Consider the following 15,886-nt stretch of genomic DNA (forward strand, 5'->3'; position numbering starts at 1 on the left):
TTTCACACTACCCATCCGGTCGAAACCGCACCCACCATACGATCAATTGATTCACCGACCATGTGAATCCCTTTGACGACACCGTAAGCAAAGCATTGTTCACCCCTCTGACTTTCATGCGTATGGAGTAACGCATCGCTTTTACGGAGGGCTTGGACTGCTATGTTCTCCAGCCGTCGGATCAGAGGTAACTTTCAAACCGAGGTGAATCATGAAGAAGGCAATTTTCACCACTGCGGCGTTGGCCATCGGCGCGGGCCTCGTGGGTGGGTCCGCCGTCGCGGCGTCGGCCGCCACCCCACCGGCCGCACCGGCCTCGTCGGGCGGCCTGCTCGGTCTCATGTCCCCGACCAAGGTGACCCCGGCGGTCGTGCCCGCGGCCGACGTCGTGTCGCGACTGGCCCGCAACGGCAAACTCGCCAACGGCAGCGCCTTCGACAAGCAGAAGACGCCGGGAGTCTCGGGCGTCTACCTCGACGGCATGGACCCGAACGCTTCCAAGAAGCCCACGATTCCGGTGAAGAACCCGGCCGGAAACGGCGTCGTTCAGGTCCACCCGCTGCAGGCCCCGACCTCCGCCGGCCTGGGGACCCTGCTCAGCAAGTGACGAGACGGAAACCGTAGGAGCCGGCCGTACCGGCGAAAGCCCGCATACGAAGCATTTGCCCGGCCCACCGGCCCTCTCCCCTCCGGTGGGCCGGACCCATGTCAACACACGTCCCCTTTTGGGATTGTCGTTCATTTACGCCATACGGATTCCGGATCCATTCCGGTCCGACCCCCAGGAACCTGCGGCATTGCGCCATCCGACGGAATAAACCTTGTTTAGGCGCCCGTCCCGTGACTTATACGCGCATATCAAGGTTTCCTGGTATGCAAGCGTGCGCAACCGTGAATTGAGGAAGGAACTAAGTTGCCCAGGAAGTTCGCGGTCATCACTGCCCTCACCCTCGGCGCTATGGTCAGCAGCGTCGGTTTCGCCTCGGCCAACGACAACACCACCACCGTCAAGGGCGGCAGCGGCTTTGCGGAGTCGCCGGTCGTCGTGAACGCCCCTCAGCAGGGCGTTCTGGTAGTCAACGGGACGCTCATTGACGGCCGTTGCATCGCCCCGTGGTCCAACGGGTCCGTGCTCGGCGGCGTCGCGGCCCCGAATTCGCACTACGCGGCGTGCAACACGGCGGCCATCGACCAGTCGCAGAACGCTCCGTACGCGGGCGGCCTGCTCTTCTGACCCCTGTGCCGAGTAACTCGGAGCAGGTGCAACACCCAAAACAGCCCGGAAAGGCGCATCTCATGCGTAACAAGGTTTCGGCCATTTCCGCCCTCGCCGCGGGTCTCGTCCTCGCGGCGGCCGGCACTGCCGCGGCCGAGGACTGCACCGACGTCTCGGGTGGTGGCGGCTTCTCGTCGTCCCCGGTCGTCGTCAACGCTCCCCAGCAGGGCGTTGCCGTCGTCAACGGCTCGGTCGCCGACCTCCGTTGCGTCGCGCCGTGGTCCAACGGTTCTGTGCTCGGCGGCGTCGCGGCCCCGAACTCGCACTACGCCGCATGCAACACGGCGAAGATCGACCAGTCGCAGAACGCCCCGTACGCGGGCGGGCTGCTCTTCTGACCTGCTCCGAGCAATTCGGAGCACGGAAATCCCAACCGCCCCACCGAAAGGCGCATCCCATGCGTAACAAGGTTACGGTCATTACCGCCCTCGCCGCGGGCCTCGTGCTCGCGGCCGGTGGCGCCGCCGCGGCCGACGACTCCAACACCACCGTCACCGGCGGCAACGGCTTCTCGCAGTCCCCGATCGTCGTGAACCAGCCCCAGCAGGGCATCGCCGTCGTCAACGGCTCGCTGATCGACGGGCGCTGCATCGCTCCGTGGTCCAACGGTGCCGTCCTCGGTGGCATCGTGGCTCCGAACTCGCACTACGCCGCGTGCAACACGGCGGCCGTCGACCAGTCGCAGAACGCCCCGTACGCGGGCGGCCTGCTCTTCTGAGTCGTACTTCACTCGATGGCGGTCCTCCGGAACTCCGGTGGGCCGCCGTCGGCTTTTCCGTACTCTGCTTTTCGGTGCTCTTTTCCCTGCTCTGCTCTTTCGGCTTCTTTCCGGGCGCCACACATGCCCGCGGGGCCTGTCTGCATCTGCAGCAGACAGGCCCCGCGATCAGGAGGAGGCCGCCGAAGAGCGCGCCAACAAGGAGGGAAAGGCGCTCCACCGGGTCATTCCAATGAGCACAACGGCGCCCCGGCGCCTGCGGTCACCCCGAATCCATCGTTTGGCCCAATGCGCGAGGTGCGGACGCATATGCCGAAGGGCCGACTCCGAGGAATGCGGAGCCGACCCGAATCGTGGATCGCATGGGCGGCGAGGTTGTCGCCGTGCCTTCCTGGGCCGGCTACTTGCCGACCGGAAGCCCGCCCAGCAGCTTGCTGTCGGCGGTCGCCGGCAGGGCGGGGTTCGGCAGGGTGCCACCGACGACGGGGCCCTTCATGCCCGCCTCCTTCATGCTGCCCTTGACGCTGTCCTTCACACTCTGCGCCACCTGGCCGACGTTGTCGCCCACGAAGCCCGTCGACACCTTGGCTGCCGTGGGGACGCCACTCGCGACCGTCTTCCCGCTGTCCACGAGGCCCGCGGCCGGCATGTCCGCCGCGCCGGCGGGCACGGCGACACCGGCAATGGCGAGGGAACCGGCTACGACGGCGGCAGCCTTCAGAGTCTTCATCGTGTGCCTTTCTTTCGTAAGTCGTCTTCGAGCGGCCTAACGAGGGTGCGGCTTCCGGGAAACCCTGTTGCCGTTGGCGTAACTCCAAATGGGTGATCCGGGGCGACAAATAGCTCATGGAAACGCCACCATTCCGACACAGATGACCGGTTCGCAGATAAATACGGTTGAGCGGCTAGAGTGACTCACCTCGTGATTTCAGCGATGCCGGTTGAACAACGAACCTCACGCTCTCGAACGGGTGCGGGTTTTTATATCAAGAAGCACGAGCCGCACGTCCTGGCCCCGGCTCGGACTCTTTTGTTCGGAAGGGCATCCTGTCCCATGCGTTTTTCCCCACGCGTGCCGCACGTCCTGCATGTCACCCAGCCCGTCGAGGGCGGTGTCGCGCGGGTCGTGGCGGACCTGGTGGCGGCTCAGCTCGCCGCGGGGCTGCGGGTGACCGTGGCCTGTCCGGAGGGCGGCATGCTGACGGACGCTCTGCGCGCGCCGGGCTGCACGGTGCTCCGCTGGGACGCGACCCGCTCGCCGGGGCACCGACTTCCGGGCGAGGTACGGCGGTTGACGCGGATCCTGCGCGAGGTGCGGCCGCAGCTGGTGCACGCGCACAGCGCGAAGGCGGGACTCGTGGCCCGGTTGGCCGTACGCGGCGCTCTCCCGACCGTCTTTCAGCCGCACGCCTGGTCGTTCGAGGCCGCCGAGGGAGTCGTCGCGCGTCTGGCGCTGGGCTGGGAGCGGTCGGGGGCGCGGTGGGCGACGCGCGTCGTGTGCGTCAGCGAGGCGGAGCGGCGGACCGGGGAGCGGTGCGGGATCAGCGCCCCATGGCGGGTGGTCCCCAACGGTGTGGACACGCTCAGGTTCCGGCCGGAGGGGGACGTCTCGTGGTCCGGGCCGGGGCCGCTCGTCGTGTGCGTGGGCCGGCTGTGCCGCCAGAAGGGACAGGACGTGCTGCTGCGCGCCTGGCCCGAGGTGGAACGGCAGGTGGCCGGGGCCCGGCTGGTGCTGGTCGGCGAGGGCCCGGACGCGGACCGGCTGCGCTGCCGTGCCCCCGGTTCGGTGGTGTTCGCCGGCGCCGCGCCCGACGCGGCCCCCTGGTACCGGGCCGCCGACGTCGTGGTCCTGCCGTCCCGCTGGGAGGGCATGGCGCTCGCCCCGCTGGAGGCGATGGCGTGCGCCCGGCCGGTCGTGGTCACCGACGTGGACGGGGCGCGCGAGAGCCTGCCGCCCGAGCAGCTGCCGTACTGCCTGGTGCCGCCGGAGGACCCCGGTGCGCTGGCGGGGGCGCTGACGGCGTTGCTGCGGGACGAGCCGCTGCGCACGGCGCTGGGCGCGCAGGGCCGCCGGCATGTGCTCGCCGCTCACGACCTGCGGCAGGCGGCGGACGCCGTGACCGACGTGTACCGCGAATTGCTCGGCGAACCGCTCGGCGTCGTTGTCGCGCCGGCCGCCGTACCCAACTAGAGCAGGAAGTGCATCACCTGATGACTGCGGAAAGTACCGTTCCCCCTCGTACGGGGCAGCAGCCGCGGGCGGCAGAGCGCTCTGTCTCCGTTCTCGCCCCGCGCGGCCCCGCAGCCGGACGTCGACTGCCCGCCGGACGGAGAGAGAGCAGGCCGCGGCGGGCCTTCTGGATGACCCTGCCGCTCGTCGACGGCGGTGCCGCTCTGCTGGGGGTCCTGGTCGTGCCCGGGGCCGCGAGGTATCCGCTGGTCGTCGCCCTGCTGGTGCTGGGGGTGATCGGGCTGAACCGGCGGGCCCGTCTGTACGACAGCTCCCTCGTGCGCGGTGTGCTCGACGAGCTTCCCGCCGTCAGCGGACGGATCGCCGTCGGCTGGGCGGCCGTCGGGGTCCTCTCTCCGCTGCGGCCGCTCCCGCCGGCCGTACTGGCCGGCGCGTTCGCCGTGCAGTGCGCGGCGGCCTGTGCGGGCCGCGCGGCGGTGCACGGACGGCGGGCGCGGCGGCGCCTGCCCGATCCCGCGCTGGTGGTCGGCCCGGTCGCGGTGGCCCGGAAGGTCGCGGCCGCGTTGCTGCGCCAGCCGGGCTGCGGAGTGCGGCCGGTGGGCGTGGTCGGCGTCGGCCTCGACGTCCTCGCCCGCTCCGGTGAGGGTCCCGAGCTGCCGCTGCTGACCACGGATCAGGCGGCGCGTCGGGCGGTCATCCAGAACGGCGTGGAGACGGTGCTCGTCGTGGGCGCCGCCACCCGGGAGGAGAAGACCGCTCTGCTGCGGGATCTCGCCGCGTACGGCTGCGTGGTGTGGGAACTGGACGCGGACGCGCCCTCGTACGGCCTCGGCGGGCGGCGTGAAGGGGCGGGGCATCTGGCGGGTTTCCCGCGCAGGCTGCTGTGCCCGGGGCGCGGACGGCGGCGGGTCGGCGTGGGCAAGCGGGTGCTCGACGCGGTGCTGTCGGGCTCGCTGCTGCTGCTGGTCTGCCCGGTGCTGCTGGTGTGCGCGGCGGTGCTGCGGGTCATGGACGGGCCGGGCGTGCTGTTCCGGCAGGAGCGGATCGGCAAGGACGGGCGACCGTTCACCCTGCTGAAGTTCCGCACCCACCGGCCGGCCAGCGCGCACGAGGCGGCGACCCGCTGGAGCGTGGCGAACGAGCAGGAGATGAGCCGCTTCTGCCAGTTCCTGCGTCGCACCTCGCTCGACGAGCTGCCACAGCTGTGGAACGTCTGCCGCGGGGACATGAGCCTGGTCGGTCCGCGGCCCGAACGGCCGTATTTCGTCGCCAAGTTCAGCCAGACCTACCCGGGCTACCGGGAGCGTCATCGGATGCCGACCGGGATCACCGGGCTCGCCCAGATCCACGGGCTGCGCGGCGACACCTCCATCGAGGACCGGTGCCGCTTCGACAACGCCTACATCGACAACTGGTCGCTGTGGCAGGACATCTGCATCCTGGTGCGTACGGCGGTCCTGTTCGTACGGCCGACGGGGAGCTGAGCGCGGGTGAGCACTCCCTCGGCGGCCTCCGTACCGCTCGCGTGGCCGCTGCCCGCGCTGCACCGGGCCGCTCCCGTGCTGCCCGTCCTGGCGGTGTTCGCCCTCATGGGACTGCCGGCCGAGACGGACAGCGGTGCCACCCCCGCCGACCTGGCCTGCGGGCTGGTCCTGCTGTGGGCCGCGGTACGCGCCGTACGACTGACGCGGCGCCCGCTGACGCGGACGGCGGCGGTCGTGCTCGGACTGCCCGTGGTGGGCATCGCGGTGTCCGCGACCGGCGCGGTGACGGCCGGCGACGCGGTCACCGGACTGGCCCGCTACCTCCAGGTGTTCGTGCTGGTGCCGCTCGCGATGGTGCTGCTGGTGCGCGACCGGCGCGATGCCCGGCTGGTGCTCTGGGGGCTGGCCGGTCTCGCGCTGTGGCAGGGGGCGGTCGGGGTGAAGCAGTACCTGACCGGAACCGGAGCCTCGTACCAGGGGGCCTATATCCGGGCGGTGGGCACGTTCGGGCCGCACGACGTGATGGGGATGGCGGCCGTCGTCGCGTCCGGTGTGGTGGTGCTGACCGGGCTCGCGCTCGGGACGGGTGCGCGGCGGCAGCGGGTGGTGGCGGCCGTGTGTGCGCTGGCGCTGCTCGTGCCGCTCGCGCTGTCCTTCAGCCGGGGGTCCTGGATCGCCACGGCCGTGACCTGCGGGGCGCAGCTGCTGCTGGCCGGGGTGCGGCGGGCGCTGAAGGTGTTCGCGGCGGTGGCAGCGGCCGCGGTGGTGCTGGTGGGCGGGTTCGGCGTGGGCGGCTCGGTGCTGCAGGAGCGGCTGACCAGCATCACCCAGGTCGCCGACGCACCGGACCAGTCGGTCATCGACCGCTACACCATGTGGGCGGCCTCCGTCGACATGTGGGACGAGCACCCGGTGCGGGGCGTCGGCCTGAAGGCCTTTCCCGCCTACCGGGACTCCCACGCCTCGCTCGCGCTGTCGTCGGGCAGCGACACGGAGGGCGACGGCCAGGCCTTCCGGCGCCAGCCTCTGCTCTCCCCGCACAACATGTACATGCTGCTCCTGAGCGAGCAGGGCCTGTTGGGGCTGGTCACGGTCGCGGGCAGCTGGCTGGCTCTTCTGGTGTGCGCGCTGCGGCGGTTGCGGCGGGTGCCGCAGGCCCGGGACTGTGCGCTCGCGGCGTGCGGGCTGTTGCTGTGGCAGCTGGTGAACTTTCTGTACTCCGACATCGGGGGTCCCTCGACCACGCTGACGGGGGTCTGCTTCGGGGTCGTCGCCTGGTGGTCGCTGGGGGTTGGCTCCGCCGGCTTTGCGGAACTGCGGCCCCGCCGCGGGGCGGGGTGTCGTCGGCCGTCTGCCGCGACGTCGTGGCTGGTCGCGCCCCGCGGCGGAGCCGCAGATCGACACAGCCCCGCGCCCCTTTGGGGCGATGCCGTGCCGCCGCAGACTTCGCCGGACCCTGCGGGCCCCGCCGCGGAATCGGACCCGCGGTGAATCCCGGACCCGCGAGGACCGCGGGCGCCCACGACGCGGCCGACCTGGACGGCGCGCTCCCTGTGGACGGCCGCCCCGGCGCGTCCGCCGCCCGGCACGCGGACGCCCCCTCGGCGCGCTTTCTGGCTCGGGCGACGCTGCTGTCCGCGGCGCTGTCCATGGCCGGGGCGGTGCTCGGGCTGGCGCGGGATCAGGCGCTCGCGCATCTCTTCGGTGCCGGTGCGGAGACCGACGCGTTCCTGGTGGCCTGGACCGTGCCCGAACTGGCGGCGACCCTGCTGATCGAAGAGGGCATGGCGTTCGTGCTGGTGCCCGCGTTCAGCGTGGCGCTGGCCCGGCGGACGCTCGGCAACAGCACACCCGACCCGGTGCGCGCCCTGGTCGCGGGCTCGCTGCCGCGGCTGTGCCTGGCGTTCGCCGCCGCGGCCGCCGCGCTCGTGGCCGGGGCGCCCCTGCTGGTCTCCGCCCTCGCGCCCGGTCTGCCCGACCCGGCGCTCGCGATCTCCTGCACGCGGCTGACCGCGACCTGTGTGCTGAGCTTCGGTCTTGCCGGGTACTGCAGTGCCGCGCTGCGCGCCCACCGTTCGTATCTCGCGCCCGGCGCGATCTACATCGCGTACAACGTCGCGATCATCTCGACGATGTTCGTCCTCGGTGTGCACTGGGGCGTGCGGTCCGCCGCTCTCGGGGTCGCCCTCGGCGGGTGCCTCATGGTCGCCGTACAGACTCCGTCGCTGGCGCGGCGGATCGCGGGGCGGCCCGGCCGGAACGACCGCACGTACGAGGACGACGGGGAGCGGCCGCTCGCGCCGGGCCTGGTCTGTGCGGTGCTGCTGTTCGCTCTGTGCCGGCAGTCGCAGGTCCTCATCGAGCGGCACTTCGCGTCCGCTCTGCCCGCCGGCGCGATCTCGCACCTCAACTACGCCCAGAAGGTCGCCCAGTTGCCGATGTCGCTGTCCATGATGGTGTGCGTCGTCACCTTCCCGGTGGTGGCGCAGGCCATCGCCGAGGGCGACACCCGGCGGGCCCGGGACCGGGTCGAGCGGGACGTGCTGCTGATGGCCTGTCTCGTTCTGCTCGGCGCCGCGGTGGTCGTGGCCTGCGCGCCGCAGATCGTCCAACTCCTCTTCCAGCGCGGGGCGTTCACCGCGCAGGACACCGCCGCGACCGCCGCCGTGATGCGGGTGTACGCGGCCGGGCTGCTCGGGCAGACGCTGGTCGGGGCGCTCGTGCGGTCGTACTTCGCGGCCGGCCGCACCACCTGGTTCCCGCTGGGCGCGATGGGGGTGGGCGCGCTCGCCACCGTCGTCATCGGCGCCTGGGCCGTACGGCCCTGGGGTGCCTGCGGCATCGCCGCGGCCAACGCGACCGGTATCACCCTCACCGCGCTGCTCATGCTGCACGGCCTGGGGCCGCGCAATGTGCCGGTGCGGGTGCGCCGGGTCGTCGCCGAACTCGTCCGGCCGGTGTGCGCGGCCGTGTGCGCCACCGGGGCCGGGCTGCTGGTCGCGGGGCTGTTCACCTCGCCCGCGGCGGCCGTCGCCGCCTGCTGCGTCTGTGTGAGCGTCGTCTTCCTGCTGCTGGCCTGGGTCCTCGACGCGGCGGACGCCCGGTCTCTTCTGCTTCCCGTCGCGCAGTCACTCCGTCATTCCGTCACACGAAAGCTGGGTCATGGTCGCTGACGTCTCCGCTGCACCGCGCAAGGCCGAACCGGATCCCAGATCGTCCGCGAGAAGACGGTCCAAGCGGGGTCCCGCCGTCTGGGTGGCCATGTATCACTCCGTCTCGGACTGCCCGGACGACCCGTACAACGTCACCGTCACCCCCCGCCGCCTCGACCGCCAGTTCGCCTGGATGTCGAGCCGGGGCCTGCGCGGGGTCAGCATGCGGGAACTGCTCGCGGCGCGCGCCCGTGGCACCGAGCGGGGCCTGGTGGGTCTCACCTTCGACGACGGATACGCCGACTTCGCGGGCGACGCGCTGCCGGTGCTGTGCCGTTGGGGTTTCACGGCGACCGTGTTCGTGCTGCCGGGGCGGCTCGGCGGGGAGAACGCCTGGGAGCCGCTCGGACCGCGCAAGCCGCTGCTCGACGTGGACGGCATCCGCCGTGCCGTGGCCGCGGGCATGGAGATCGCCTCGCACGGTCTGACCCACCTGGACCTGACCAAGGCCACGGACGCGGTGCTGCACTCCGAGGTCAACGACAGCCGTCATCTGCTCGCCGGGATCACCGGCGGCGACGTGGAGGGCTTCTGCTACCCGTACGGGTATCTCGACGAGCGCGTAGCCGCCGCCGTGCGGATGGCCGGCTACCGCTACGCCTGCGCGATCACCCCCGGTCCGGACGGCTGCGGCGACTTCGCGCTGCCCCGCATCCACGTCGGTGAGATCGACACCGCCGTACGGCTGGAGCTGAAGCGACGCCTGGCCCGGTTCTTCGGCCGCTCCGTGGAGGCCGTGTGAGGGCCCTGCACATCATCACCGGCCTCGGCGTCGGCGGAGCCGAACAGCAGCTGCGCCTGTTGCTGCGTCACCTTCCCGCGCAGTGCGACGTGGTGACCCTGACCAACCCCGGCCCGGTCGCCGCGGGCCTGGCCGCCGACGGCGTCCGCGTCATCCACCTCGGCATGGGCGGCAACCGCGATGTCGCCGCGCTGCCCCGCCTCACCCGGCTGATCCGCGCGGGCGGCTACGACCTCGTCCACACCCACCTGTACCGGGCCTGTCTCTACGGCCGGATCGCCGCGCGGCTCGCGGGAGTGAGGGCCGTCGTGGCCACCGAGCACTCGATCGGCGACACCGCGCTGGAGGGCCGTCCGCTCACCGCGGGCGTCCGCGGCCTGTACCTGGCCGGCGAGCGCCTGGGCCGCGCCACGGTCGCCGTCTCGCCGACGGTGGCCGAGCGGCTGCGCCACTGGGGCGTGCCCGGGGCACGCATCCGCGTCATCCCGAACGGCATCGACGCGGCCCGGTTCCGCTTCGACGAGGTGGCCCGCAAGGAGGCCCGGATGCACTACGGGCTGCCCGAGGACGCATTCGTCGTCGGCGGGGTGGGCCGCCTCACCCCGGGCAAACGCTTCGACCTGCTGCTGCGCGCCCTGTCCCGGCTGCCCGGTGACGTACGACTGCTGCTGGTGGGCGGCGGGCCCGAGGAGACGGTGCTGCGGCGCACCGCGCGGGCGCTGGGGGTCGCGGACCGGGTGGTGCTGACGGGCGAGCGGCCGTATCTGCCCGGTCCCCGTGACGACGCGCCCGGTCTGGTCGACCTGCTGTCCGCGATGGACGTGCTCGCCTCGCCGTCCACGCAGGAGGCCTTCGGGCTGGCCGTGGTGGAGGCGCTGGCGGCCGGGCTGCCCGTGCTGTACGCGAGCTGCCCCGCCGTCGAGGACCTGCCGCCGGACGCGGCACCCGGCGCCCGGCGTGTCACCGGTGGCACCGGGGCCTACGTACGGGAGCTGCTGCGGCTGCGGGCGGCGCGGCCCGGCGAGCGATCCGCCCCGGACGCCGTGCACCGCTACGACATCGCGTGCAGCGCCCGGCAGTTGATGGATGTCTACACGGCCGCCCTGGCCGGCTCGACCCTGGAAGTGAGTTCTCCATGACCGACAACCCCGTTCAGCGTGCCCGCCTGTCGCGCCGTGAGCGCGCCCGCGTGAAGCGGCTGCCCTCGTGGTGGCTGCTGCCGGCCGGCGCGCTGCTCGGTGCCGTGGCCGGCGGCACGTACGGACTGGTGAAGCCGCCGCAGTACACGGCGACGAGCTCCGTCGTCGCCGTGGCGGCAGGCGGCCGGTCCGACGTCGACTGCGCCGACGCGCTCGGCTTCGCGCAGGCGTACGGCCGGGTGGCCCCGCAGCTCGCGGTGCTCGGGGACGCGCAGGTCGCGGCGGGCGTACCGGCCGCGTTCCTGCGCAAGAGCGTGCAGGTCGCGACCTCGCCGGACGCACCGATGGTCTCGGTCTCGGCGACCTCGTCGAGACCCGCCCAGGCCGCGGACATCGCCAACGCCGTGTCCGGCGCGCTGGTCACACAGGCGGCCCACACCAAGGCCGGCACCGGCATCCGGCTCGAACCGCTCGCCCGCGCGATGCGACCCGCCCAGCCGTCGTCCGCGTCCTGGAAGCTGACCTCGCTCGTGGGCACGTGCGCCGGCGGTCTGCTGGGCGGCCTCGCCCTGCTGGCACGGCCACGGCGGGCGGCGGACGACGACGGCCCGGGACAGGCGACCGTACCCGCCCCGACCCTCGCCGCGGACGCCCGCGGGACCCTCGGATGACCGCGTCCGGCCATACGCTCTCGGTGGAACTGTGCACCGACGAGGGCACGTTCGCCGCGCTGGCCGGGGAATGGGGACGGCTGCACGATGCCTGCCCGTCGGCGACACCCTTCCAGAGCCACGCCTGGCTGCACTCCTGGTGGCTCTCGTACGGCACACCCGACGGGCTGCGGCTGTTCCTGGTGCGCCGGGGCGGTGAACTGGTGGCCGCCGCACCGCTGATGCGGGTGCGGCGGCCACTGCCGAAGCTGGTGCCCATCGGCGGCGCGATCTCCGACTTCTGCGACGTACTGCTCGACGAGAAGGAGGCCGAGGACGGCAGCCGGGCACTGGCGGACGCGCTGGCCGACGCGGCCCGCACCGCGCTGATCGACTTCCGGGAGGTCCGGCCGGGCAGCGCGGTGGAGCAGGTGTACGGCCGCTGGCGCGGTCCGCGCCGCCGGCTGCGCGACTCGACGTGCCTGGAACTGCCCGCCGTACCCATGAACGAGCTGGTCAAGCGGCTGCCGCCGACGCGCGCCCAGCGGGTGCGCAACAAAGTGAACAAGCTCGGCCGACTCGGCGTCGAGTGGCGGGTCGTCAGCCACGACGAGACGGAGACCGCCCTGCGGCGGCTGCTGGAGCTGCATCGGCTGCAGTGGCAGGGCAAGAAGATGACACCGGAGCACACCCGGCCGCAGTTCCTGGAGCACCTGGTGCGGTCGGTGGTCCCGATGACCCGCTCCGGGCAGGCCACGGTGACGGAGTTCCTGCTTGAGGGCGCGGTGGTGGCGGTCAATCTGCATCTGCTGTCGGCAAGGCTGCTGGGCGACTACATGTACGGCTTCCACCCGGGGCTGCGGGAGCGCAAGGTGGACGTGGCGACGATGCTGCTGCGCGCGTCCACCGAGCATGTCGCGTCCGCCGAGGAGGGCCGGGTGCTGAGCCTGATGCGCGGCGACGAGCCGCACAAGTACCGCTGGTGCCCCGACACGGTCTACAACCAGCGTTTCCTGCTGGCCGGGCGGCGCACGGCGCCGCTGCTGGCGGCCACCGTCTGCGCGGCCGCCGCCCGGTGCGGGGCCAAGTCGGTCCGGCGCATGGTCCCCGACTCCAAGGACCACTGGTAGCGACTGGTGGCGCCGTCCTCAGGGCGAGGGGGCGGGCGGGATCTGCGGAGTCAGGGGCGGCGTGGGCACCTGCGGTGTGGCCACCATCGGCGGTGGGGGCGGGGGCACCGGCGTCGGCAGCGGCACCGGTGTCGGCTCCGGTGGCACGGGGATCACGGGCGCGGGCGGGACGGGCACGACGGGCAATGGCGTCGGCTCCGGCAGGACGGAGCTGGCCAGCACCGCATGGTAGGTGGCGGCGGCCCGGGGGTTGTCGGTGCACAGCCACACACCGTGCGGGCAGTAGTCCGTGATCGTGTTGTACAGCGGCTTGTGCTCGTCCATCCAGGCGAGCATGCGCAGCATGTACGTGACGTCGTCGCCGTTGCGGAACAGACCCCACTCCGGATACGAGATCGGCTTGTGGTGCCGGCGCGCGAAGTCCACGTGGAACTGCAGGCCGTAGGGCTCCGACACCTGCTCGTCGAACGACATACCGTGCGGCTGGTCGTACGAGTCCATGCCGACGATGTCGACGAAGTCGTCGCCGGGATAGCACTTCGGCCACGGAATCGCGTCCTCGCCCCGGTTCGGGGCGAAGTCGAACCTGAACTTCTGGCCGGGAACCGAGCGCATGACGGTGACGATGCGCCGCCAGTACCGGATCCAGTCCTCCGGGTCGGGGCCGCAGCGGTGGGTGTACGTGACGCCGTTCATCTCCCAGCCGAGCACGAGGACCGTGTCCGTCGCGCCCAGGGTGACCAGGCGCTGCGCCAGCTTCCGGAAGTGGGCGTCGAACTCGCCGGCCGCGGCGCGGCGCAGCAGCCGTGCGACGGCGATGTCGGAGACCTGCGCCTCGTTGTGCTCCATCAGCGGGACGTTGAGCACGAGCAGCCGGTCGGGCTTGGCCAGCCGCCACTTGGCCCAGCTGTCGAGGAAGCCGTAGCCGCCCTCGATGTTCTCCCACACGTCGCCCGGCAGATAGGTGTGCCCCACGCGCAGTTCGGTGCCGCCCAGCCAGCCGCTGAACTCTCTGAGGCGCACCAGCCCTTCGGGCTCGGAGTCGATGAACGCGCCGAACGCGGCACGGCGCACGTCCGCCACCGAATAGGCGCGCGCGTCGCCGTTGGGCGGACCGGGCGGGCCGGGAGGCCGCGCGGCGTCGGCCGGGGAGGCCGGGCCCCAGGCGAGCGCGGCTGACGCGAGCGCTGCGACGGTGACAATCGCCAGTCGCCTGTGGGCGGACCGGCGGCGATGAGGGGTCATTCATCCTCCTTTGCCGCAATTCCGCACATTAATGACACATAGTCATATATCACTTAATTGCGTCACTTGAGTCAGACGGTTGGCCGCGGATCACCCGCACGAGTGACCGGGGGCAGGCCCTCAGCCGCCGTACAGCGCCTCGATCTCCTCCGCGTACGCCGCCGCCACGGCGTGCCGCTTGATTTTCAACGACGGGGTGAGCAAACCGTTGTCCTCCGTGAACTCGCCCTCGACCAGGGTGAAGGCCCGGACCGACTCGGCGCGGGAGACGGCCTCGTTGGCGTAGTCCACGGCCTTCTGGACGTCGGCGCGCATCCGCGGATCCCGTACGACCTCCGACATCGGGGTGTCCGCGGGAAGCCTGCGGACCGTCAGCCAGTGGGCGACGGACTCGGGGTCGAGGGTGATCAGGGCGGCGACGAAGGGGCGGTTGTCGCCGACGACGATGCACTGGCCGACCGGCGGGCGGCTGCGCAGCCGGTCCTCCAGGACGGCCGGGGAGACGTTCTTGCCGCCGGAGGTGACGAGGATGTCCTTCTTGCGGCCGGTGATGGTGAGGTAGCCGTCCTCGTCGAGGGAGCCGAGGTCACCGGTCGCGAACCACTCGTCCTGCAGTACGGCGTCGGTGGCGGCCGGGTTGTTCCAGTACGCGCCGAAGACGACGCCACCCTTGATGAGCACCTCCCCGTCGTCGGCGATCCGCACCGCGGCGCCGGGGACCGGGACGCCGACCGTGCCCGGGCGGGGCCTGAGGGGCGGGACGATGGTGGCGGCGGCGCTCGTCTCCGTGAGGCCGTAGCCCTCGTAGACGATGATTCCGGCGGCGTAGAAGAACAGGTTGAGGTTGCGGTCGAGCGGGGAGCCGCCGCTGATCGCGTAGCGCATACGGCCGCCGAGCTCCTTGCGGACGCGGCGGTAGACCAGCAGGTCGTACAGGGCCCAGGCGGCGTAGAGGGCGGGGCCGGGGCCCTTGCCGGTCTCCAGGAACTTGTCGAGGTACGCCTCGCCGAAGCGCACCCCGATGCGGTCCGCGCGGTCGAACGAAGCCCCGCGGCCGATCTTCTCGGCGGTCGCGCGGCCCGTGTCGTGGATCTTCTCGAAGAGGTACGGGACTCCGACCAGGAAGGTCGGGCGGAACTCCTTGAGGGCGGGCCGCAGTTCGTCGGGCTTGATGCTGGGGCAGTGGCCGATCTCGATGCGGGCCATGAGACAGGCGATCTGGAGGGTGCGGCCGAGGATATGGGCGAGCGGGAGGAAGAGAAGGGTGGAGGCGGTCTGGCGGGTGACCTCCTTGAAGATCGGATGGAGCAGCTCGACCGTGTTGGCGGCCTCGGCGTGCAGGTTGGCGTGGGTGAGGACGCAGCCCTTCGGTTTGCCGGTGGTGCCGGAGGTGTAGCAGATCGTCGCGATCGTGCCGGGGGTGAGGGCGGTGCGACGCTTGGTCACCTCCTCGTCCGGGATGTCGCGGCCGAGGGTGGTGAGGTCGGCGAGTGCGGCTCCCGCTGCGGCAGCAGCTGATGTCTGCGTCAACTGCCAGATGCGCGGCTGCCGTTCATGGCGGGCCGTGCCCGTCGTCACCGTGGCGGCGTTCTCGACGGTCTCGGTGACGACGAAGCGGGCCTCGGAGTCACGGATGATCCACTCGACCTGCTCGGCCGAGGAGGTGGCGTAGACGGGGACGGTCTGGCCGCCTGCCGCCCAGATCGCGAAGTCCAGGACCGTCCACTCGTAGCGGGTACGGGACATCACGGCGACCCGGCCGCCAGGTTCCAGGCCGGCGGCGATCAACCCCTTGGCCACGGCGGTGACTTCGCGGGCGAAGGCCGCCGCCGTCACGGGCTGCCAGGTGTCGTGCTCGTGCCGCTTGCGTCGCAGGATCACCGCGTCGGGGGCCTCCGCCGCGTTGGTGAAGGGGAGGTCGGCGGTGCTGCCGGTGGTGGGGGACGGGGCGAGGGCGGGGGTACGGGCCTCTCGCACGACCCCGTCCGCGTCCTTGACGACCTCGACCCTGGTGCGGGACGCAAGGTCGGTGCGCCGTTTTGCCCTTTTCAGGTCCTTGCGTACGCCCATGACGGCTCCCGGTCGGCTCTGACTGGGAG

General features: G+C 71.8%; 15 protein-coding genes. 12 read left to right on the forward strand and 3 right to left on the reverse strand.

Going from position 1 to position 15,886, the window contains the following annotated elements; translation table 11 throughout:
• Window positions 1–211: 211 nt before the first annotated feature.
• The 4 genes from ACWDAG_RS19820 to ACWDAG_RS19835 all read left to right on the forward strand — a co-directional run bounded on the left by ACWDAG_RS19820 (window position 212) and on the right by ACWDAG_RS19835 (window position 1,994).
• Window positions 212–607, forward strand: coding sequence for a hypothetical protein (locus tag ACWDAG_RS19820; protein ID WP_450696887.1), 396 nt, complete (start codon window positions 212–214; stop codon window positions 605–607).
• 306 nt (window positions 608–913) lie between these two features.
• The gene (locus ACWDAG_RS19825) at window positions 914–1,234 is read left to right on the forward strand and encodes a hypothetical protein (protein WP_450696888.1); all 321 of its coding nucleotides are present in this window, start codon (window positions 914–916) and stop codon (window positions 1,232–1,234) included.
• Window positions 1,235–1,296: 62 nt separating this feature from the next.
• Window positions 1,297–1,614 (forward strand): hypothetical protein, encoded by a 318-nt coding sequence (locus tag ACWDAG_RS19830; protein ID WP_115908088.1) that lies wholly within the window; start codon window positions 1,297–1,299, stop codon window positions 1,612–1,614.
• Window positions 1,615–1,673: 59 nt separating this feature from the next.
• Window positions 1,674–1,994 carry a hypothetical protein gene (locus ACWDAG_RS19835; protein WP_450696889.1) on the forward strand — a complete coding sequence of 107 codons (321 nt, stop codon included), beginning with the start codon at window positions 1,674–1,676 and terminating at the stop codon, window positions 1,992–1,994.
• 400 nt (window positions 1,995–2,394) lie between these two features.
• Here the strand turns inward: ACWDAG_RS19835 and ACWDAG_RS19840 are convergent, their stop codons facing one another.
• Window positions 2,395–2,724: a hypothetical protein gene (locus ACWDAG_RS19840; protein ID WP_450696890.1), complete on the reverse strand. Its 330-nt coding sequence runs from the start codon at window positions 2,722–2,724 to the stop codon at window positions 2,395–2,397.
• Between the two features lie 324 nt (window positions 2,725–3,048).
• On the opposite strand from ACWDAG_RS19840, the gene ACWDAG_RS19845 reads away from it, so the two are divergent.
• From ACWDAG_RS19845 to ACWDAG_RS19880, 8 genes are read left to right on the forward strand one after another with little or no spacing between them, the layout of a single operon-like run.
• A complete protein-coding gene (locus ACWDAG_RS19845) occupies window positions 3,049–4,185 on the forward strand; it encodes a glycosyltransferase (RefSeq protein WP_450696891.1) in 1,137 nt (378 codons plus the stop codon).
• A gap of 20 nt (window positions 4,186–4,205) precedes the next feature.
• Window positions 4,206–5,669 (forward strand): exopolysaccharide biosynthesis polyprenyl glycosylphosphotransferase, encoded by a 1,464-nt coding sequence (locus ACWDAG_RS19850; RefSeq protein ID WP_450696892.1) that lies wholly within the window; start codon window positions 4,206–4,208, stop codon window positions 5,667–5,669.
• A 6-nt stretch (window positions 5,670–5,675) separates the two neighbouring features.
• Window positions 5,676–7,160, forward strand: a complete 1,485-nt coding sequence (locus ACWDAG_RS19855; protein ID WP_450696893.1) for an O-antigen ligase family protein — start codon at window positions 5,676–5,678, stop codon at window positions 7,158–7,160.
• On the forward strand, window positions 7,157–8,842 hold the full coding sequence (locus tag ACWDAG_RS19860) for a lipid II flippase MurJ (protein WP_450696894.1): 1,686 nt from the start codon (window positions 7,157–7,159) through the stop codon (window positions 8,840–8,842). The genes ACWDAG_RS19855 and ACWDAG_RS19860 overlap by 4 nt, the downstream gene beginning before the upstream one ends.
• The gene (locus tag ACWDAG_RS19865) at window positions 8,832–9,623 is read left to right on the forward strand and encodes a polysaccharide deacetylase family protein (RefSeq protein WP_450696895.1); all 792 of its coding nucleotides are present in this window, start codon (window positions 8,832–8,834) and stop codon (window positions 9,621–9,623) included. The genes ACWDAG_RS19860 and ACWDAG_RS19865 overlap by 11 nt, the downstream gene beginning before the upstream one ends.
• A complete protein-coding gene (locus ACWDAG_RS19870) occupies window positions 9,620–10,762 on the forward strand; it encodes a glycosyltransferase (protein WP_450696896.1) in 1,143 nt (380 codons plus the stop codon). Before ACWDAG_RS19865 ends, ACWDAG_RS19870 begins: the two co-directional genes overlap by 4 nt.
• The gene (locus ACWDAG_RS19875) at window positions 10,759–11,433 is read left to right on the forward strand and encodes a lipopolysaccharide biosynthesis protein (protein ID WP_450696897.1); all 675 of its coding nucleotides are present in this window, start codon (window positions 10,759–10,761) and stop codon (window positions 11,431–11,433) included. Before ACWDAG_RS19870 ends, ACWDAG_RS19875 begins: the two co-directional genes overlap by 4 nt.
• Window positions 11,430–12,542: a GNAT family N-acetyltransferase gene (locus tag ACWDAG_RS19880; RefSeq protein WP_450696898.1), complete on the forward strand. Its 1,113-nt coding sequence runs from the start codon at window positions 11,430–11,432 to the stop codon at window positions 12,540–12,542. Before ACWDAG_RS19875 ends, ACWDAG_RS19880 begins: the two co-directional genes overlap by 4 nt.
• Before the next feature lie 18 nt (window positions 12,543–12,560).
• On the opposite strand, the gene ACWDAG_RS19885 is transcribed toward ACWDAG_RS19880, so the two are convergent.
• Together ACWDAG_RS19885 and ACWDAG_RS19890 are read right to left on the reverse strand one after the other, a co-directional pair.
• A complete protein-coding gene (locus ACWDAG_RS19885) occupies window positions 12,561–13,787 on the reverse strand; it encodes a glycoside hydrolase family 26 protein (protein WP_450696899.1) in 1,227 nt (408 codons plus the stop codon).
• A 120-nt stretch (window positions 13,788–13,907) separates the two neighbouring features.
• Window positions 13,908–15,857, reverse strand: a complete 1,950-nt coding sequence (locus ACWDAG_RS19890; protein WP_450696900.1) for an AMP-dependent synthetase/ligase — start codon at window positions 15,855–15,857, stop codon at window positions 13,908–13,910.
• Between the last annotated feature and the right edge of the window lie 29 nt (window positions 15,858–15,886).

It is taken from the genome of Streptomyces sp. NPDC001157 (assembly GCF_053598255.1).